This is a genomic window from Veillonella sp. CHU732, from assembly GCF_003992085.1.
GTDB lineage: Bacteria > Bacillota > Negativicutes > Veillonellales > Veillonellaceae > F0422.
The window spans coordinates 19918-39441 of the sequence record NZ_RQVC01000005.1 but is presented as its reverse complement, the minus strand read 5'-3'; the positions used below and the strand labels follow the sequence as shown (position 1 = coordinate 39441).

Genomic DNA, 19524 nt, shown 5'->3' with positions numbered 1-19524 from the left:
TAAAGAGTATACTGTATATAGAAAAGTTTCTATATAGTAGGAGGACAGTATGGAAGATAATCAAATTCCTACGGCCATTTTAGATAAATTAACAAAAGTTTGTACTTGCCGTAGTATTACAAGAAAAGCAATCAAAGAAGCAATCTTAGATGGTTGCGATACATTTCCTAAAATTAGAGAGCGCACTAGTGCTGGTACTGGTGCATGCGGTGGCAAAGGCTGTGGCCCACGAGTGGTGAAACTCTTAAAAGAACACCAAGAAGGACAATGGTAAGCGTGACCAACATAAGAACCATAAGATAGGTGATATACATCACCTATCTTTTTTATATACACAAAAAAGGCTGCTCAAGAATGTACATCATTCTGTAGCAGCCTTTTTTTTATTTCTTTAATGCTTCACGCAATGTATGCCAAGCAAGCACTGCACATTTAACACGGGCAGGCATGTTAGAAATATTTTGCAAAGCAATCGCATCTTCTAAGGCTTCTAATTCGTCTTCATCAGTCACTTCTTTTTTGATCATTCCTAAGAAAAGGTCCACTAGTTGGAAAGCTTCTTCTAAGGATTTACCAGTAATGACATCAATCATCATAGATGCCGATGCTTGGCTGATAGCACAGCCGGAACCTGTATAAGCAGCATCTTTTACAATACCGTCTACCACATTCACTTGCAATGTTAAATCATCACCGCAACTTGGATTATGACCATGTTCACTAGCAGTAAAGACCTCTAACAAACGCTTATTACGCTTATCTTGGTTATGCTCCAAAATCAGTTCCGTATACACTTGATCCATTTCCATGGTATTGTTCTCCTTACTCTGACAAGCCCATGGTTGGTCTAACTGTTTTTAGGGCTTCCAAAAATTGATCTAAATCTTCTTTTTTAGTATAGATATACATACTAATTCGACTGGATGCAGGTACTCCATAATACGCACCTAGTGGTTGCGCACAATGATGACCAGAACGTAAGCATACCCCATGGCTATCCATGATCGTTGCTACATCGTGAGGATGTACATCATCCACAGTGAAAGCAATAACTCCATGCTTTTCTTCTGGATTGGCACTACCTAATACATGAATATGTGGCATAGCCGCTAGTTTAGGTAATACATAGCGCACTAATTCTTGTTCATATTCATGAATAGCATCCATACCAAACTGTTCCAAATACTCAATGGCAGCTTTTAATGTAACAGCACCATGTGCATTGGGTGTGCCAGCCTCAAATTTATAAGGTACTTCATTGAATGTTGTAGTTTGTTCTTTCACATATTCAATCATGTCCCCACCAAATAAGAATGGATCCATGTCTTCTAATAAGTGATATTTACCATACACCACACCAATACCTTGAGAGGCACACATTTTATGACCTGAGAATACGAAGAAATCACAATCTAAGGCTTGCACATCAATCGCTTGATGAGGAGCCGATTGTGCTCCGTCTAGGATAGCAATAGCACCAACAGCATGAGCACGTTCCACCAGCTCTTTAACTGGAAATTCCATACCTAACACATTACTCACATGGGCAAAGGATACAATTTTTGTAGATGCATCGATTTTATCCATTTCACCATCTTTAATGTGTCCAGTTTCATCTAAGTACATATATTCCAAAGTAGCCCCTGTCATTCGGCATACATATTGCCAAGTCACAAGATTCGCATGATGCTCCGCTACAGTGATGACGATTTTATCTCCCGCTTTCACATGCTTCAATCCATAGGAGTGAGCAATTAAATTCAAGCTTTCTGTCGTATTGCGAGTGAAGATAATTTCTTCTCGTTTACGAGCATTGATAAAACGCTGCACCACATCACGAGTTCCTTCATAAGCCTCGGATGCTTCCATAGCAAGCACATGGGCCCCACGATGGGGATTCCCATTGTGATTTGCCATATGTGTTTCTAATGCTTTCATCACTTGTACTGGAATTTGTGTAGTGGCACCACTATCTAAGTAAGCAATGCGTTTACCACGATGAGTTCTTGTTAAAATTGGAAAATCTTTATATGCCTCTGCTATTGGTTTCATACTATCCCTCTCAACTATATTTTTTGTCGTAGTACTGCTAAGGCAGTTTCTTCCATTTCTTCATTGCCAATACGATCAATCAATGGTCGTAACATGGATTCTACGATGATATGTTTTGCTTCCTCTTCGTTAAAACCACGGCTCATTAAATAGAATAATTTAGCTTGGTCCAATTGACCAGCACTGGATGCGTGATTACCCGATACATTATCTTCTTTACATAATAACAATGGTAAAGAAATGGACTTTACTTGTGGCGTTAATAGTAAACATGTATCTTCTTCTGCACCTTCAGATGCCAAGCTACCACGCAAGAAATCTAAGGTACCACGGAATGATTTTTTAGAAGAACCATTCAATGCACCTAAGTTATTAATATTACTGATTGTTTTTCTACCGATATGTTTCATTAACATGGCGATATCAAATACTTGCGTACCTGTACCGCAGTAGCCTAAATCATGTTCCACTTCTGCGTAGTCTCCTACTAAATCTTCTTGATAATTCAAGAAGTTTTCAGAACCACCCAACTCAATATTGATGAACTCTACATGACCAGACTCTTCTACTCGTGTATAACGATGTTCAAATTGTTGTACCTTACCAGTTAGCAATTGCACTTTTTTGAACACCACAGATGCTCCTGTGTGGGACACGATTTCTGAAAGTAATCCCACATGACCATCAGTAGCTTCGCCTTTCAAGCAAAGCGTTAACTCTAAAGTAGAGTCTTTTTCAGCTTCGATTTGTAAGCGTGTTCTTTCACTGACAGCACCTTGTACATCAAGAACTATGGTCAATGCTTCCTTTGCACCAGCTGGCACTTGAATGTGATAGCCATGTGTAAAATGATGCGATGCATCACGCAAAGCACCTGCATGGACGCCTTCATAAGAAGACTCTAATAGTTCTTTATTTGTAATGTCTGTTACAATGTGCTTGGACCCTTCAACTGTCACTGTAGCACGTTCTGTACCAGCCCATACATTGCCTTCTGTATGATTTACCTTTAACCAACGGAAAGTCGGTCTAGGCAATTCATTAAAATGTAATGTGTTGCTCATCCTAACCTCCTATCCGATAGAACCTTCAAGTTCTAAGGTAATCAAATTATTCATTTCTACGGCATATTCTAATGGTAATTCTTTAGAAATTGGTTCTACAAAACCACGTACAAGCATTGCTCTTGCTTCTTCTTCACTAATACCACGAGTCATTAAGTAGAAAATCGCTTCATCGGAAATACGGCCGATTTTTGCTTCGTGCCCTAAATCAACATTGTCATTTTCAATTGTAATAGATGGAATGGTATCGGATTGAGACTCTTGGTCTAACATTAAGGACTCACAAGATACTGTCGCTTTGGAATGATCTGCATTTTTGCCGATATTCAAGACACCACGGTAAATCGCTGTACCACCACTCTTAGAAATAGATTTAGAGTTAACATTACTTGTTGTATGTGGTGCTGCATGAATAACTTTTGCTCCTGTATCCAAATATTGTCCTTCCCCAGCAAATGTAACGCCTGTGAATTCACAATGCGCTCCTTCACCAGCCAAGATACTCATTGGATATAAGCAAGATACAGCAGATCCGAAGGATCCAGATACCCACTCGATTGTACCATTTTTACCAACTCGACTACGTTTTGTATTCAAGTTATACATATTTTTAGACCAGTTTTCGATAGTAGAATACCGCAAAGTCGCATTATCTTTTACGAATAACTCAACACAACCAGCATGTAAGTTAGCTACATTGTATTTTGGAGCGGAACAACCTTCAATAAAGTGTGCTTTCGCGCCTTCTTCTACAATAATCAAAGTATGTTCAAACTGACCTGCGCCTGGTGCATTTAAACGGAAGTAGGACTGCAATGGAATATCTACAGTCACACCTTTTGGTACATACACGAAGGAACCGCCAGACCATACTGCACCATGTAAAGCTGCAAATTTATGATCTGTAGGTGGCACTAATGTCATGAAATATTGTTTTACAATATCCTCATGTTCGTGTAGCGCTGTCTGCATATCAGTATACACAACGCCTTGACGAATCAAGTCTTCTTGAATACTGTGATATACAACTTCAGAGTCATATTGAGCGCCTACACCAGCCAAAGATGTTTTTTCAGCTTCTTGGATACCAAGACGGTCAAATGTCTCTTTAATATCGTCTGGAACTTCGTTCCAGTCTTCTTTCATATCAATTTTAGGTTTTACATAGGTCACGATATCTGCCATATTTAAGGCACTAATATCAGGTACCCAATTAGGAACATCTAATTGATTGTAAATTTCAAGAGATTTTAAACGGAAATCTAACATCCATTGTGGCTCATTTTTGTTAGCCCATATTTCACGAATGATATCTTCTGTTAAACCAGCTTCTGATTTATAGGAGAAATCAAATTCATTACGAATGTCATAGACGCCGCGATCCATCTCCTCAATTTGAGTTTTCTTTCTCGCTTCCATGAAATCCTCCTATACTAAATTTTTATATGCGTCGTAGCCTTTTTCTTCGATTTCACGAACGAGTTCAGGGCCACCAGTTTTTACAATACGGCCATCGATTAAGATGTGTACATAGTTTGGATTTAATTTTTGAAGAATTTGATTATGGTGAGTGATGATTAGCACCGCATTCTCTTCATTATGGAAACGGTTTACACCTTCAGATACGATACGAACAGCATCTACATCAAGACCAGAATCAGTTTCATCAAGGATAGCCAATTTAGGATTCAAAATAGACATTTGAAGAATTTCATTTTTCTTTCTTTCACCACCGGAGAAACCTTCGTTCACATAACGGTTAGCGTAAGAAGTATCGAAAGATAATTCTTCCATTTTTGCTTTCAATTCTTTTTTGAAAGCTAAAGCACGTACGTTTTCACCAGTAATTGTATTTTTAGCCGTGCGGATGAAGTTTTCTACTGTAATACCTGGTACGGAAATTGGATGTTGGAAAGACATGAAAATACCTTTTTTCGCACGATCGTTTACAGCTTCTTCAGTGATATTCTCACCATCAAATATGATGGAGCCTTCTGTTACTTCATAAGCAGGGTTGCCCATGATTACATTGGCCAATGTAGATTTACCAGCACCGTTTGTGCCCATTACTACATGGATTTCACCTTTATTAATTGTTAAATTGATGCCCTTTAAGATTTCTTTCTCTTCAATAGAGGCACGCACATTTTCTACGCGAAGTAATTCTGCCACGTATGTCACTCCTTATCAAATAAGTTACTATATACAAAAGAAGACTCGTTAGGTCTTAGCATATGTTGAATACCGTAAAAAAACGGATTCCACCAAAGTGTAATCCGCTGTTATATTCATAGCATGAGAACGCCACTTTGGCTTAAATCTAATTTAGTAAATATACTATTTATATTATACTGTGTATAGACTCGAACCGCAAGGTAATTTCTACTATTTTACTATGATTTTAATGATATATTAACATATCATCTATTCATTTATAGCATATTGAAATTTAAATTCTCCACCAAGAGACTCAACAATGTTTATTATACCGAATTTTCTCAATATTGTAAATGCTATTCCCATATTTTTTTAGGGATATAAAGCATTTTACTCTCTTCATATAACTACACTCAATTTCTATAAATATAGACTTGCAATTTATCCTACACGATTGTATACCAACTCTAACAGATTGTCCCTCACGATTGGATGCTAATTATATATAAATAGACATATACTCTATTTCTCTGAGATGTATAACAATATCTCAGAAGTAACTAAAGCATATGTCTATATTAGCCTAAATAACTATCGTAAAGGACGGCCCTATACATTTCTACTTATAAATTAGAAAAATCTAATGTAGCAAAATAATCGTCTAATGTTTCTGCTCGACGAATTTGTGTGACACTGCCATCTTCATGCAACAACAGTTCAGCAGAGCGCAATTTACCATTGTAGTTGAAACCCATAGCATGACCATGTGCACCAGCATCATGAATCACAATACGATCGCCCATGTCAATTTTTGGTAATTGACGATCGACGGCAAATTTATCGTTATTTTCACATAAAGATCCAGTTACATCATAGGTCATAGTCGCTGGTTCATTCTCTTTGCCCATCACAGTAATATGATGATATGAGCCATACAAAGCTGGACGCATCAAGTTAGCCATACATGCATCTAAACCAATGTAATGTTTATAAATATCTTTTTTATGGATGGCAGTAGCTACTAGGTAACCATACGGTCCAGTAACCATACGACCACATTCATAAGCCAATTGAATTGGACTATGTCCAGTACCCACGATTAAACGATCGTAAGCCTCTTTCACGCCTGCACTCAACACTTTGTAATCTACTGGTGTTTGTTCAGGTTTATAGGCAACACCAATGCCGCCACCAAGGTCAATGAAAGATACTTCTACACCAGTTTGTTCTTTTACGCGTAATGCTAGGTTAAACATTAATTCAGCTGTACCTACTAAACCATCGATGTCTAATTCATTAGACACTACCATTGTATGCAAACCGAAGTTAGTAATACCTTTACCTTTTAAGTAGTTAATAGCTTCCATGATTTGTACTTCCGTCATGCCATATTTTGCTTCTTCTGGAAGACCGATAATTGTATTACCGCCTTCTTTTAAAGAGCCTGGGTTGTAACGGAAACAGAAACGATTTGGTAACTCACCATGTTGTTCCAAATAGGCAATATGCGTAATATCATCTAGGTTAATAATCGCACCCAAATCCATCGCTTTTTTGTATTCTTCATATGGCGTATCATTGGAGGAGAACATAATATTATCTCCAGTAATGCCTACTTTTTCACTCAAAATTAGTTCTGCCATAGAGGAGCAGTCTGCACCAATACCGATTTCTTTCATCATTTTCATAATATATGGATTTGGCGTTGCTTTCACAGCAAAATATTGTTTGAAGCCAGGGGCCCAGCTGAACGCATCTAAAAATGCGCGCATATTATCCATAATGCCCTTCGCATCATAAATATGGAATGGCGTTGGATGTTGGGCGATAATCGTTTCTAATTGTTCTTTTGTAAATGGTGTTGTCTTTGCGTTCATCATAACTCCTCAATCTATTTGTAATGCACTATGTAACATCCTCTTTCTGTAACATAGCAATTTATAAAACAATAGGCATTCTATAAGTAGTTTCTTAAAATATGGCTACTTCATCCCAACCCTTAACAGGACATGCCGTCAAAAACATACTATAACACTATGCCATCAATCAATGGTAATCTGTGAATACCGTAACGTATTGTAACATACATTCTATAGAACTGTAAAGATTCTATAGAATATTCCATGTAAAAAGAACCGTATTCTATATACCATATACAATTTAGCTATTTCAAGCACTTGTATCTCCTATTACCACTAAACATGAAATCTTATACCTAGTACCACGCCCCTTCAGAAACGCTATTTCGTGTAATAATCTCATAGCAAGATATATTGCACTGAAATAGCAAACATAAAAAGAGCACGGCGTGCCCTCGAACAACCAGTATAAACTCCCCAAGGAACGTAGTTACGAGTAGTAGACTTATGGCGTTCCTTACTACCTATATTACACAAAGATAAGAAGCCCATGGCGTGCTCCTGAACAAACATTATGAAATACCGTTTGAGAAGGAGTATGCCATGGGCTTCCCTTTGCCATATACAGTTTAGAACGCCACATACTACATAGCACAACAAGTTACTTCCCAAATAAGGAACAATCCACGCTATATCGCCCACCACCCATAAAAAATATAGCTAATGCAGCAAATCCCATTTGCGATGGATAATCCCATGAGAAAAATCCTGCGTCTACATGAAGAAGAGTAGCCGTAAATAAAACTCCAGCCAACAATAAGGAGCCTAGTCGAGTAAATAATCCAAATGCAACCAAAATACCACCTAAGAACTCGCAAATTGCAGCCATCGCACCAAAAAATTCGAAATATCCAGGTACTCCTAAGGCTGCCAACATAGCACCTACCTTATATAACCCAGATGCACCGCCTAAAAACTTCAAATATCCATGATAGGCCATAGAGATTCCTAGAGCTAATCTCAACACTAATATACCAAAGTTAACATACGTAGGTTTACCACGCAATAAAAAATGAACCATAAATATATCCTTTCCTCAACAAATTTTCTTGCAATTAATTAACTAATATACATAAGTATACCATAACACCTTACCACTCTCCTAAATGCAATTCTATACATACCCCTATACCTTATATCCTAGCAAGAATTGCTTAATACGATTGCCCCATGTTCCCCTATCCCTTTGAATGCAGTTGTGCGTAGAAATCTATGGCGTTTCCTTTGCCAAAATAATGCCGACGCAAAAGGAGTGCGACATATTCCTAAATCTATCTTTGAATGCAGTTGCGCGTAAAAGTCTATGTTGTTCCCTCTGATGGTAATACAAAAAGACCGCAACATGTTCCGCAGCAAACATCATGAAATGCAGTTTGCGAGGAAATATGTTGCGGTCTGTCTTTATACTATTATGCAGGGAACGCCATAGACTGAATAGCGCTACAAGTGTTACCCGATGTCAGCAGGTGTAGAGAAATCTACTGTAATACCCAATGCTTTCGCTACGCCTTCACCATATGCAGGGTCACATGCATAGCAATGTTTTGCATGGCGTTCTTGGATAAACAATGGAACTCCTGCCATGTTGTTCGCTGTGTTTTTGAACAATACTTCTTGTTGTTCTGGAGTCATGAGACGGAACAATTTACCAGGTTGTGTGTAGTAATCGGAATCATCTTCACGGAAGTCGTATTGGTATGCTTTACCAGACACGTCATATCCTGGATCTTTGTATTGTGGTTGGTTAGCCCATTGTCCAAAGCTATTTGGAGCATATCCAATAGTAGCACCATGGTTGCCATCTACACGGCCTTGTCCATCACGATGGTAAGAATTGAATGGGCACTTAGGCGCATTCACAGGAATGGATGGATAGTTTGTTCCTAAACGGTAACGTTGCGCATCTGCATAGGAGAACAAACGACCTTGTAACATACGGTCAGGGCTGAAGCCGATACCTGGAATAATTGTAGATGGAGCAAATGCTGCTTGTTCTACATCTTGGAAGTAGTTTTCTGGGTTACGGTTCAATTCCATTACCCCTACTTCAATCAATGGGAAGTCTTTTTTGTACCATACTTTTGTAAGGTCGAATGGATTGTATGGAAGCGCTTCTGCTTGTTCTTCGGTCATCACTTGGATGTACAATTTCCAACGAGGGAAATCACCTTTTGCGATAGCATCAAATAAGTCACGTTGTGCACTTTCACGGTCATTCGCAATGATAGCAGATGCTTCTTCTTCTGTTAAGTTTTTAATCGGTTGTTGGCAAACCCAGTGAAATTTCACCCATACACGTTCATCGTTCGCATTGATTAAGCTATATGTGTGAGAACCGAAACCATGCATATGACGATAACCATCAGGAATACCACGATCACTCATGACGATTGTGATTTGGTGCATTGCTTCTGGCAAGCTAGTCCAGAAATCCCAGTTAGCAGTAGCGTCACGCAAGTTAGTTTCAGGATTACGTTTTACCGCACGGTTCAAGTCAGGGAATTGCAATGGATCACGGATGAAGAATACTGGTGTATTGTTACCAACTAAATCCCAGTTACCTTCTTCTGTGTACATTTTCACCGCAAAACCACGAATATCTCGTTCTGCATCAGCCGCACCACGTTCGCCAGCTACTGTGGAGAAACGAACGAATAAATCAGTTTGTTTACCTACTTCAGAGAATACTTTCGCTTTTGTATATTTTGTAATGTCATTTGTTACTGTGAAAGTACCAAATGCGCCAGATCCTTTCGCATGCATACGGCGTTCAGGAATTACTTCACGAGCAAAGTGACCTAATTTTTCCATCAACCACACGTCTTGCATCAATACAGGGCCACGTTTTCCAGCTGTAGCACTGTTGTTGTTATCTGGCACCGGAGCACCAAAGGCTGTTGTCAATTTTTCTTCTTTCATAACTTTCTCCTTTGTAAACTTATACATATATAAATAAAATTAAAACCTATATTTTTATAACGGATAATTATTATCCGTTAACTTATGAATTCATTATAGAACTTTTTCTATACATTGTCAATAATGATTTTCCATTAATTTTTATTATTCTTCATATTATAAACTATAACATTATCAAGTTATTAATTATATATCATCCATATATGTATGAAACTATACCCCAGAAGGATACCCAAGGCATTCAAGGGCGTTTCTATATGTCCCTTATAACAAAAAGGGACTATGAAAGAATAGTCATCTATTCTTTCATAGTCCCCATAGTATTTATTTAGTCAATACTGCGATCCACGGATGCAATCTTAGATTACATCATACCGCCCATACCACCCATTGGAGGCATTGGAGGCATCATTGGTGCATTTTCTTCTACTTTATCAGCTACGATGGATTCAGTAGTTAATACTAATGCTGCGATGGATGCTGCATTTTGCAAGGCAGAGCGTGTTACTTTTGCAGGGTCCACGATACCAGCTTTTACCATGTCTACATATTCTTCTGTTAATGCGTTGAAGCCGATGCCGCTTTCAGTAGATTTTACGCGTTCTACTACAACGGAACCTTCTAAACCTGCATTATAAGCGATTTGGCGAAGTGGTTCTTCCACAGCACGGCGCACAAGGTTCACACCTGTCAATACGTCACCAGTAGCTTCGATACCATCTAATGCCGGGATGATGTCGATCAATGTCGTACCACCACCTGCAACGATACCTTCTTCTACTGCTGCACGAGTTGCGTTCAATGCGTCTTCGATGCGAAGTTTTTTATCTTTCAATTCTACTTCTGTTGCTGCACCTACTTCGATAACAGCTACACCGCCAGACAGTTTAGCCAAACGTTCTTGTAATTTTTCTTTATCGAATTCAGAAGTCGCTTCTTCAGCTTGTGCACGAACTTGTGCAACACGACGAGCAATTACGTCTTTGTTGCCATTGCCATCAACGATAATAGTTTCGTCTTTTGTGATGCGAACTTGACGAGCTGTACCCAAGTGCTCTAAGTCTACGTTTTCTAATTTCAAGCCCACTTCTTCACTGATCACAACACCACCAGTTAAGATAGCAATATCTTCTAACATAGCTTTACGACGGTCGCCGAATCCAGGAGCTTTCACAGCTACTGCTTTTAATGTACCACGAAGGCGGTTCACTACCAATGTAGCCAATGCTTCGCCGTCTACGTCTTCAGCGATGATCACAAGTTCTTTACCAAGTTTTACAACTTTTTCAAGAGCTGGTAATAAATCAGCAATCACGGAGATTTTGCGGTCAGTGATCAAGATCAATGGTTCGTTCACAACTGCTTCCATTTTATCTGGGTCAGTTACCATGTAAGGAGATAGATAACCGCGGTCGAATTGCATACCTTCTACTACGTTCAATTCAGTTTGTAATGTTTTAGATTCTTCTACAGTGATAACACCGTCATTGCCTACACGGTCCATTGCTTCTGCAATCAATGCGCCGATTTCTTCATCAGCTGCGGATACGGACGCTACTTGAGCGATGTCTTGTTTACCGTTTACATCGATCGCTTTGGATTGAATTTCAGCTACTAATTTTTTAACTGCTAATTCGATACCTTTTTTAAGGATCATTGGGTTCGCACCAGCCGCTACGTTGCGCATACCTTCTTGAATCATGGCTTGCGCTAATACTGTAGCAGTAGTTGTACCGTCTCCAGCTACATCGTTAGTTTTTGTAGCTACTTCTTTCACTAATTGTGCACCCATATTTTCAAATGGATCTGGAAGTTCAATATCACGAGCGATAGTCACGCCATCGTTAGTGATTGTTGGAGCGCCAAATTTTTTCTCTAACACTACATTGCGACCTTTAGGTCCTAATGTTACTTTTACAGCATTTGCTAATTGATCAACGCCACGACCTAATGCACGGCGTGCTTCTTCATTAAATAAAATTTCTTTTGCCATTGTATAGCCTCCTCTATGGGGTCGTCCCCTTCTTTGGTCAGATTATAATACTGCTAAAATATCTTTTTCACTGATAATTAAATGGTCAACACCATCAATTTTGAACTCAGTACCAGCATATTTGGAGAACATAACTGTATTGCCCACTTCTACTTCTGGTTTTACACGTTCGCCATTGTCACATAATTTACCAGGACCCACAGCGATAACTGTACCTTCAGATGGACGTTCCTTTGTGGAAGATGCTAAAAAGATACCACTTTCCGTTTTTGTTTCTACTTCTAATACACGAATAATGACACGATCGCCTAATGGTTTCATTGTTATACCTCTTCTCTTATACACTATAATATCGATGTTAGCACTCAAGAGTGGTGAGTGCTAATCACAAGTATTATTATAAATCATTTTTAAATTTTTGCAAGTCTTTTTTGACTTTTTGACCAAATACTTTTTCATAGTTAAAACTTTGCTTCATGGCAGCCATGATTTTTTTATGATTTTGCTTCATGGGCTGCGATAATCTTCTTACAAGTTTCCACGAGGCTAATACGTTTATCCATACTGAAAGCTCGTATTTTCTCGTACGCTTTTTCCTCAGAAAATCCGTGCAACTCCATCAATATGCCCGTCGCTTTCGTCACATATTTTCGTTCTTCTAAGGAACTTTCTAAACCTTTCACCTGTTCTAGTAAATCCCGTTCTTCTTGAAAGCGACACATCGCCATCTGTAGAGCTGGACCTAAGTCCGGTTCCCGCAAAGGCTTAATTAAATAACCATATACGCCCGATTGAGATGCCTTTTGGATTAAATCATCTTGGCTGTACGCTGTTAAGAGCACCACCGGCGCTAGTCGCTTATGACGAATTTGTCGCGCTGCCTCAATGCCATCTAATGTCGGCATTTTCACATCCATGAGCACTATATCTGGCGCAAGTTCTTGGCATAGTTGGATGGCTTCCACCCCATTGGCCCCTTCTCCTACAACGGTGTGGCCTTGGCTTTCTAATATATCTCGCAAATCCATGCGAATCAGCGACTCATCATCTACTACTAAGACGCGCATACTCTTCTCCTTTATGTATCCATATATCTACCACAGTGCCCGTTCCTTGGGATGCCCAAGCAATCGTTCCATCTAATTCATTCCGCACTAAGTTGTCAATAATTTGCAACCCTAAGCGACGTTGTCTAGTGTCTTCAAAATCTTCTGGCAAACCACAGCCAGTATCTCGAATAATAATATGCAACATATCTCGGTTTTCTTGAGACATCACCTCTCGCACCTCTACCTGTACTTGTCCTTCTGTTCTATCTTTGAAAGCATGTTTAAAAAGATTGGAGAACAGTTCATTCAGCACTAAGGACACATAGCTTGCCTTATGAGATGACATAATCATGTCTTCCCCTATACATTCCATATCGATGCGTTGATCAGAAGCCCCTAGCCCTTGTCTTAACAAGCGCCACAATTCTTCGATAATACTGCGCAACGCTACATAATCTTCATCAAAGTTCGACACAATTTCATGGACGAGAGCCATACTTTCAATACGATGAATACTGTCTTGTAAAGCTTGTTTCACATCATCGGAGCTACTGCGACGGCTTTGCATGCGCAGTAATCCTGCCACAGACTGCAAGTTATTTTTCACGCGATGATGCACTTCTTTAATAACAGAGTTTTTCACCAGGAGTTCCTGATCTCGTTTGCGCAATTCTGTTTTATCTTGTAACACTAAAATGCCACGTTTCCACTTCACTCCAAGTACGACGGGAATCATCACTTGTCGCAGAGCAATATCACCATATAACTCTTCATCAATAGTACCTACTCTATCTTCCAACGCTTTTTTGATACGACCTACTTTCAAGGTACTACTGTAAATAGATGTTCCCTGTAATCGTCGATCGATACCCAAAATATCTCCTAGTTTTTTCGCCGCTCGGTTTGCATAGAGTATGGTTCCGTCTTGTTCAAAAAAGAGAATCCCATCTAGGATGGAAATACCTTCATACAACTCTGGTTGCTGTAGTTGTGGTACCAACATACCTTGAAAGGCGGTTTGTGACACGATGGACATAAACTCGTCATAGCGACTGGAATACACCTCAGATACCGGATTCGTGAAAGCACAAGCCCCAATGCACTTGCCCCCATTATCTACGATAGGATACACGTAAGCATGGTACGATTCCTTTGTGATATCGGTATCAGTCCGTTCCTCCCAGTCCATGAGACCTGTATAAGGTTTGCCACTACGTAACATCTCCTGGATAGGATGGTTCATAGGCACTTCGTATTTCTGTACCATTCCTGTATGACCACTGTCCAGTGCGCCACTAAGTAAAAGGTGTCCGTCCTTAGCTTGCACTAAGAGGGACACCCCTTGTTCACTGATGGCTTTTCCAAAGCTTAATCGCTGAGAAAACTGTAATAGTAACGCCTGTTGTGTAGGATATAAATCTGTTTCTTTGTCTAGGATATCTTTCCAACTAGCCATGTTGGTTTCCTTTCCACAAATCGCTGCCCAATGGAATGGACGGTTTTGCATTCAATGTATAATTGCTGAATTTACCAGCTTGTGCCATATAGTAAGCTCGGCATCCAATCATAGCGGCATTGTCTGTGGCCAACATAGATCCTGCTGTGAGGTATATCAAACCTTCTGCCTCACACATAGCTTGTAAATCTCGTTGCAATCCACTGTTAGCCGACACGCCACCAGCTAGAGCAACCTTATTTTCTCCCAAGGTATGGGCCGCTTCTTTCATTTTTTCTACCAATACGTCCGTAATGGCCTTTTGAAAGGAGGCTGCTACATCTTCATGACAAATAGATTCACCTTTTTGTTGTTTTCCATTGATATAATTAAGAACAGCCGACTTCAAGCCACTGAAACTAAAATCGAAATTTCCTTTTTCTAATAAGGGTCTTGGAAACTCTATGGCATCCGGATTTCCCTCTTTTGCCAATGCATCAATATGTGGCCCTCCTGGGTAAGGATAGCCTAGTACACGAGCAATTTTATCAAAGGCTTCACCTGCCGCATCATCACGTGTTTGTCCTAATACCTGAAAGCTTTCATAATCTGTCACATGAACAATCATGGTGTGCCCACCAGATACCACTAAGCACAAGAAAGGCGGTTCTAAATCAGGGTGTAACAAGAAATTTGCAAAGATGTGACCTTCCATATGATGAACGCCAATCAAGGGAATATCTTTTGCAAAGGATAAAGCCTTCGCCGCTGACACCCCTACCAAAAGAGCCCCAACTAAACCAGGCCCATAGGTAACACCGATATGGTCCATATCGTCTAATGTCACATTCGCATCTGCCAAAGCTTGGTCAATCACTGGCATAATCTGTTCTATATGATGCCGAGATGCCACTTCTGGCACGACACCACCAAACTTTCTATGTATGGGTACTTGACTGGAAATTACATTAGAAACGACCGTTCTGCCATCTTGCAACACTGCTGCCGATGTTTCATCACAACTAGTTTCAATAGCTAGTGTGTAGATACTCATGCCAGTTCCTCCATTTCTTTCCTCATAATCAGCCCATCTTCTACTGGATCTGAATAAAATTGTTTGCGTACTCCTACTGCAGTAAAACCCAATCTACGATACATGGCTTGAGCTGCAATATTGGAGACACGCACTTCTAAAAAAATATGTTTCATACCTTGTTTACGGAGCATTTGCGTTAACTTACGAGTCATTTTAGATCCATAACCTGCACGACGATGTTCAGGATGTATGGCAATATTCGTAATCTGTCCTTCATCCAAGACTAGCCAAGATCCTGCATAACCAATAATCTTGCCATCTTCTGCTTCTGCCACAAGGTACAGCTTATCTTCTACTTCTAAATCATCTAATAAGGCTTCCTTTGACCAAGGTGTTGAAAAACAGGCCCTCTCTATTTGGTAGATACCTTCAATATCACTTCGTAAGGCTTCTCGTAATGTGACCATTATCGTTCACCTGCTGCTTCACGGACTACTACTGTAGGTTCCACATAATTACCAGTAGCTAAGATGTCTTTATGCTTCTCATCCCAGACCACTTCCGCTTCCGATTTACGAATGTAAAATGGCTCAATAGATTGTGCATCAGGAATATTATCACTCCCGAATTGTGGCAATGCCACTTGAATCACATGAGATGCCCGTGGGCGTTGTTTCGATTCATGACCGATAACAAGTCTAAGAGGGTCAATACGGCCTTCTTCTACGCCTAAAGCATAGTCTTTTTCCAATCGTTTCAGACCATCCCCTACGATAACCACTGGATTATCTTCAGATAGTTGTACTAGTTTTTCTAACAATTCAGTTACTTGATGTACTTCTATTGTATCTAAAGCAATCATGTCCGCGCCATTCCACTCATACTGACGGCCATAGACCTGTTTCTTTTGTGCATCAATGACAGTGCATACCCGATAGTTAGAATACATAAAACTTTGAGCTAACACATCGGTGGTGAGCACGCCTACTACAGGTACATTCCAAGCATAAGCCAAGGCCTTAGCCGTCCCTAATCCAATGCGCAAGCCTGTAAATGAACCAGGTCCGATGGTAACAGCAATACCAGATATCTCGGATTTTTGAACCTTTCCCGTCTTCAGCACCGTTTCAATATGTGGCACCAATTGCTCAGAATGAGTAAGGCCTGCCTGTACAATGAGTTCACTCCGTATTTCTTTGTCATTTCCCACCGCCACGCTGGCAATGGCACTACTCGTTTCAATTCCTAAAATCATAGGTTCTCTCCTATGCGTTGTAATGTTTCCTCTGAAAGTATGTCCGTACGAACTGTAAACTGACGAGATCCATCTGCATTCACGTCGATAGTAATCCAAACCGTTGTATCTGGTAACTCCTCTTCAAATTTACTTGCCCATTCCACAACAGACTTTGTTTCTTCTGTATATTCGTAAAAGCCGATGGTTTCCAGTTCTTCTACTAAGTCCATTCGATACAAATCGAAATGGTACAGGTTAGAACCATCTACTTCATAGGTATTCATCAAGGCAAAGGTAGGGCTTGTCACTTCTTCTGTGACTCCAAAACCTTTTGCAATCCCTTGGGAAAAATGCGTTTTTCCTGCCCCTAGCGTGCCATCTAGAGCAATACAAATTGGGCTTTCATAGGTTTTCATAAATCTTCCTAGGCTGCGACCTAGAGCCAACGTTTCCTCTACGCAATACGTTGTATATTGTATGGTGTTCATAATATTCCTTTATCATTGAATTTTAATTAGTAAGCTACCTATATCGCATACTTATACCGCATCATGACCACTAGATAAGACTAGGATTTTCTATTCAATACTCAATCATGCGATAAATGATTATATCCCTTAGGCTCCACTCTGACCCACTGTCCATCGCAATCTACCACGACCTGTGCATTGCCTGCTTTAACATATCCAATGATGGTGAAAGTCTCAGCCGGCAACGCCTCTGCTTTATCAGCTGGAATAGTTCCCACTAGCTGAAAGTCTTCGCCCCCTGTCCACATAGGAAAGTACGGGCTCATATGGTGACTTTCACAGTAAGCATGCACCTCTGGATGGATAGGCAATTTCGATTCATCAATATAAATGGTCACCTGCGATGCTTTGGCAATCTCGTTGAGCTCGCTAGACAAGCCGTCGCTGATATCGTTCATAGACGTGGCACCTAAGTCTCTTGCTATTATACCACATTCTACATGAGGAATGGGCCGTTGATGGACAGACCTACTCACCGGATAGTCCTCGCTGCCCTCTAACAAACTATGGAGCCCCACATAGGATAAGCCTAGATAATTCGTGATGAATACTGCATCACCATCTTGAGCACCACTGCGCAAAACAGATTGATTTGTTGGAACATCTCCAAAGACTGTGGCAGAAATCACAAAAGCTCCCTCGGTTGACACCGTATCGCCGCCGATGATATTTACACTATACTCCGCACATATGTCATGCAAACCTTGATACACTTCTTCTATATAGGACGTATGTCGCTTTTTAGGCACTGCAATAGACACCACCATATGCCGTGGGGTGCCACCCATCGCTGCTATGTCGCTTATGTTTGCTGCCCCCAATCGATATCCTACATCAAAAGGGGCGGTAGTGCTTTCACTAAAGTGAACACCTTCCACCATCATGTCCGTGCTGACCAGTTGATCCACATCACGAGGCGTATCATAGACAGCGCAGTCATCACCGACACCGACCTTTACGTACGTAGAATTGTAGATACTGTGTTGTGTTAACCTATCGATGAGGGCAAACTCGTCAGTCGATGTTATATTATCCTCGTATGTATTACTACTATTTTCTACATGACAGTGCATTTCCTTTACAGTTTCACTTCCTAAAGAAGTTTTATTACCCGAAGTAGTATCATAACCTACTATAGCATCCTCTGATATAGTGTCCATGTTTATAGTATACCCATCATCATTATATTGTATGCTTTCTTCCTGTATGTTCCCGTTAGTACTATAAATATGCATACAACGATTCGATAACAAATGGCTTTCGTCTAACAACAAATTCTGCAAGAAACGTTCTAAATATTCCGTTGTTCTATATACTCCTAGTTTCAAATTTTGATAATTAGCTCGTACCAAGGCATTTCTAAAATACCACGCATGGTTGGCGAACATATCATTCGTCACTGTAAAGCCTAGGGTGCGGAGATATTTAATAAAAAATACAGCGGTCGTTCTCGTATTTCCTTCACCAAATACATGAATCTGCCACAATCTGGCAACAAAAATAGCCAAATGACGAATCGTCTCTGACATATCCAAATTGGCATAGGGAAATTGTTTTTCTTGCTCTATATCATAGAGTAAGGTCGCCCCTAGTTCAGACACACTACCATAGGTCACCGTATCTCCATCGAGGATCCATTCCTTTTTTGTGATATTGTAATCTCGTATACTGCCCGCATGGGCATAGATATCTGTAAACAATTGTCTATGAATCGATAGGTACTCATTCGGCGTAAAACTGAAAGCTTTCTCTAAGAGCAACTCCGATATACGAAGTGATACTATATCCGCTTCTGCTGTTCTATCTTCTTGATTCGGATAGGATTCATAATAATTTTCCAATAATGTATGAAGAACCTGTAGGGACATCTGCCCTTCAATATTCTTCTTTGCTAAGTTTACCAAATACGCAGACGGCGTCAACCCATCGACAGCTTGTAAACCAATAGCTGTCTTCCAGGCTTGGGCTTTTTCATATTGACTAGCTTCACCTTGACGGATATATTCCTCAAAAGGATCCTTATGCATCGTACCACCTCGTTCCATTGTGTAATAACAAACTAATGTATCTATGCCGTTACGGATAATAACGATATACTATTTCAATTGAACTATTGATTTGCATATCACTTAC

18 protein-coding genes are annotated in these 19524 nt (G+C 40.0%); 1 reads left to right on the top strand and 17 read right to left on the bottom strand.

Annotation, left to right across the window (positions count from 1 at the left end; translation table 11 throughout):
* Nucleotides 1–49 precede the first annotated feature (49 nt).
* Nucleotides 50–274, top strand: a complete 225-nt coding sequence (locus tag EO121_RS03290) for a (2Fe-2S)-binding protein (protein WP_009353629.1) — start codon at nucleotides 50–52, stop codon at nucleotides 272–274.
* A gap of 109 nt (nucleotides 275–383) precedes the next feature.
* On the opposite strand, the gene sufU is transcribed toward EO121_RS03290, so the two are convergent.
* The 17 genes from sufU to thiL all read right to left on the bottom strand — a co-directional run bounded on the left by sufU (nucleotide 384) and on the right by thiL (nucleotide 19418).
* Nucleotides 384–809, bottom strand: a complete 426-nt coding sequence (sufU, locus tag EO121_RS03285) for a Fe-S cluster assembly sulfur transfer protein SufU (protein ID WP_009353628.1) — start codon at nucleotides 807–809, stop codon at nucleotides 384–386.
* Between the two features lie 13 nt (nucleotides 810–822).
* Nucleotides 823–2052 carry an aminotransferase class V-fold PLP-dependent enzyme gene (locus tag EO121_RS03280; protein WP_127165998.1) on the bottom strand — a complete coding sequence of 410 codons (1230 nt, stop codon included), beginning with the start codon at nucleotides 2050–2052 and terminating at the stop codon, nucleotides 823–825.
* A gap of 14 nt (nucleotides 2053–2066) precedes the next feature.
* Nucleotides 2067–3116: a SufD family Fe-S cluster assembly protein gene (locus EO121_RS03275; RefSeq protein ID WP_127165996.1), complete on the bottom strand. Its 1050-nt coding sequence runs from the start codon at nucleotides 3114–3116 to the stop codon at nucleotides 2067–2069.
* A 9-nt stretch (nucleotides 3117–3125) separates the two neighbouring features.
* On the bottom strand, nucleotides 3126–4535 hold the full coding sequence (sufB, locus tag EO121_RS03270) for a Fe-S cluster assembly protein SufB (protein WP_127165995.1): 1410 nt from the start codon (nucleotides 4533–4535) through the stop codon (nucleotides 3126–3128).
* Between the two features lie 9 nt (nucleotides 4536–4544).
* Nucleotides 4545–5288, bottom strand: a complete 744-nt coding sequence (sufC, locus tag EO121_RS03265; protein ID WP_127165993.1) for a Fe-S cluster assembly ATPase SufC — start codon at nucleotides 5286–5288, stop codon at nucleotides 4545–4547.
* A 608-nt stretch (nucleotides 5289–5896) separates the two neighbouring features.
* Nucleotides 5897–7150, bottom strand: coding sequence for a diaminopimelate decarboxylase (locus EO121_RS03260; RefSeq protein ID WP_127165991.1), 1254 nt, complete (start codon nucleotides 7148–7150; stop codon nucleotides 5897–5899).
* 643 nt (nucleotides 7151–7793) lie between these two features.
* A complete protein-coding gene (locus tag EO121_RS03255; protein WP_127165989.1) occupies nucleotides 7794–8213 on the bottom strand; it encodes a DoxX family protein in 420 nt (139 codons plus the stop codon).
* Nucleotides 8214–8641: 428 nt separating this feature from the next.
* On the bottom strand, nucleotides 8642–10111 hold the full coding sequence (locus EO121_RS03250) for a catalase (RefSeq protein WP_177428917.1): 1470 nt from the start codon (nucleotides 10109–10111) through the stop codon (nucleotides 8642–8644).
* Nucleotides 10112–10475: 364 nt separating this feature from the next.
* On the bottom strand, nucleotides 10476–12104 hold the full coding sequence (groL, locus tag EO121_RS03245; protein ID WP_127069181.1) for a chaperonin GroEL: 1629 nt from the start codon (nucleotides 12102–12104) through the stop codon (nucleotides 10476–10478).
* 42 nt (nucleotides 12105–12146) lie between these two features.
* Nucleotides 12147–12425: a co-chaperone GroES gene (groES, locus tag EO121_RS03240; protein ID WP_126938549.1), complete on the bottom strand. Its 279-nt coding sequence runs from the start codon at nucleotides 12423–12425 to the stop codon at nucleotides 12147–12149.
* A 173-nt stretch (nucleotides 12426–12598) separates the two neighbouring features.
* Nucleotides 12599–13171 carry an ANTAR domain-containing response regulator gene (locus EO121_RS03235; protein WP_127165987.1) on the bottom strand — a complete coding sequence of 191 codons (573 nt, stop codon included), beginning with the start codon at nucleotides 13169–13171 and terminating at the stop codon, nucleotides 12599–12601.
* Complete coding sequence (locus EO121_RS03230) at nucleotides 13149–14609, bottom strand: sensor histidine kinase (protein ID WP_164725847.1); 1461 nt, start codon at nucleotides 14607–14609, stop codon at nucleotides 13149–13151. The genes EO121_RS03235 and EO121_RS03230 overlap by 23 nt, the downstream gene beginning before the upstream one ends.
* Nucleotides 14602–15642, bottom strand: coding sequence for a tRNA (adenosine(37)-N6)-threonylcarbamoyltransferase complex transferase subunit TsaD (tsaD, locus tag EO121_RS03225; RefSeq protein WP_127165983.1), 1041 nt, complete (start codon nucleotides 15640–15642; stop codon nucleotides 14602–14604). Before tsaD ends, EO121_RS03230 begins: the two co-directional genes overlap by 8 nt.
* The gene (rimI, locus tag EO121_RS03220) at nucleotides 15639–16091 is read right to left on the bottom strand and encodes a ribosomal protein S18-alanine N-acetyltransferase (RefSeq protein ID WP_009353597.1); all 453 of its coding nucleotides are present in this window, start codon (nucleotides 16089–16091) and stop codon (nucleotides 15639–15641) included. Before rimI ends, tsaD begins: the two co-directional genes overlap by 4 nt.
* On the bottom strand, nucleotides 16091–16879 hold the full coding sequence (gene tsaB / locus EO121_RS03215; protein ID WP_127165981.1) for a tRNA (adenosine(37)-N6)-threonylcarbamoyltransferase complex dimerization subunit type 1 TsaB: 789 nt from the start codon (nucleotides 16877–16879) through the stop codon (nucleotides 16091–16093). Before tsaB ends, rimI begins: the two co-directional genes overlap by 1 nt.
* Complete coding sequence (tsaE, locus tag EO121_RS03210) at nucleotides 16876–17349, bottom strand: tRNA (adenosine(37)-N6)-threonylcarbamoyltransferase complex ATPase subunit type 1 TsaE (RefSeq protein ID WP_127165979.1); 474 nt, start codon at nucleotides 17347–17349, stop codon at nucleotides 16876–16878. The genes tsaB and tsaE overlap by 4 nt, the downstream gene beginning before the upstream one ends.
* Before the next feature lie 101 nt (nucleotides 17350–17450).
* Nucleotides 17451–19418 (bottom strand): thiamine-phosphate kinase, encoded by a 1968-nt coding sequence (thiL, locus tag EO121_RS08630; RefSeq protein ID WP_164725846.1) that lies wholly within the window; start codon nucleotides 19416–19418, stop codon nucleotides 17451–17453.
* Nucleotides 19419–19524: the final 106 nt, after the last annotated feature.

Coding starts and splice junctions, on each gene's coding strand:
- EO121_RS03235 (WP_127165987.1), bottom strand. CDS start 13,171: ATGCGCGTCTTAGTAGTAGATGATGAGTCGCTGATTCGCATGGATTTG.
- EO121_RS03250 (WP_177428917.1), bottom strand. CDS start 10,111: ATGAAAGAAGAAAAATTGACAACAGCCTTTGGTGCTCCGGTGCCAGAT.
- sufU (WP_009353628.1), bottom strand. CDS start 809: ATGGAAATGGATCAAGTGTATACGGAACTGATTTTGGAGCATAACCAA.
- EO121_RS03255 (WP_127165989.1), bottom strand. CDS start 8,213: ATGGTTCATTTTTTATTGCGTGGTAAACCTACGTATGTTAACTTTGGT.
- rimI (WP_009353597.1), bottom strand. CDS start 16,091: ATGGTCACATTACGAGAAGCCTTACGAAGTGATATTGAAGGTATCTAC.
- tsaB (WP_127165981.1), bottom strand. CDS start 16,879: ATGATTTTAGGAATTGAAACGAGTAGTGCCATTGCCAGCGTGGCGGTG.
- tsaD (WP_127165983.1), bottom strand. CDS start 15,642: ATGAGTATCTACACACTAGCTATTGAAACTAGTTGTGATGAAACATCG.
- groL (WP_127069181.1), bottom strand. CDS start 12,104: ATGGCAAAAGAAATTTTATTTAATGAAGAAGCACGCCGTGCATTAGGT.
- thiL (WP_164725846.1), bottom strand. CDS start 19,418: ATGCATAAGGATCCTTTTGAGGAATATATCCGTCAAGGTGAAGCTAGT.
- EO121_RS03290 (WP_009353629.1), top strand. CDS start 50: ATGGAAGATAATCAAATTCCTACGGCCATTTTAGATAAATTAACAAAA.
- EO121_RS03260 (WP_127165991.1), bottom strand. CDS start 7,150: ATGAACGCAAAGACAACACCATTTACAAAAGAACAATTAGAAACGATT.
- tsaE (WP_127165979.1), bottom strand. CDS start 17,349: ATGAACACCATACAATATACAACGTATTGCGTAGAGGAAACGTTGGCT.
- sufB (WP_127165995.1), bottom strand. CDS start 4,535: ATGGAAGCGAGAAAGAAAACTCAAATTGAGGAGATGGATCGCGGCGTC.
- EO121_RS03275 (WP_127165996.1), bottom strand. CDS start 3,116: ATGAGCAACACATTACATTTTAATGAATTGCCTAGACCGACTTTCCGT.
- groES (WP_126938549.1), bottom strand. CDS start 12,425: ATGAAACCATTAGGCGATCGTGTCATTATTCGTGTATTAGAAGTAGAA.
- EO121_RS03230 (WP_164725847.1), bottom strand. CDS start 14,609: ATGGCTAGTTGGAAAGATATCCTAGACAAAGAAACAGATTTATATCCT.
- EO121_RS03280 (WP_127165998.1), bottom strand. CDS start 2,052: ATGAAACCAATAGCAGAGGCATATAAAGATTTTCCAATTTTAACAAGA.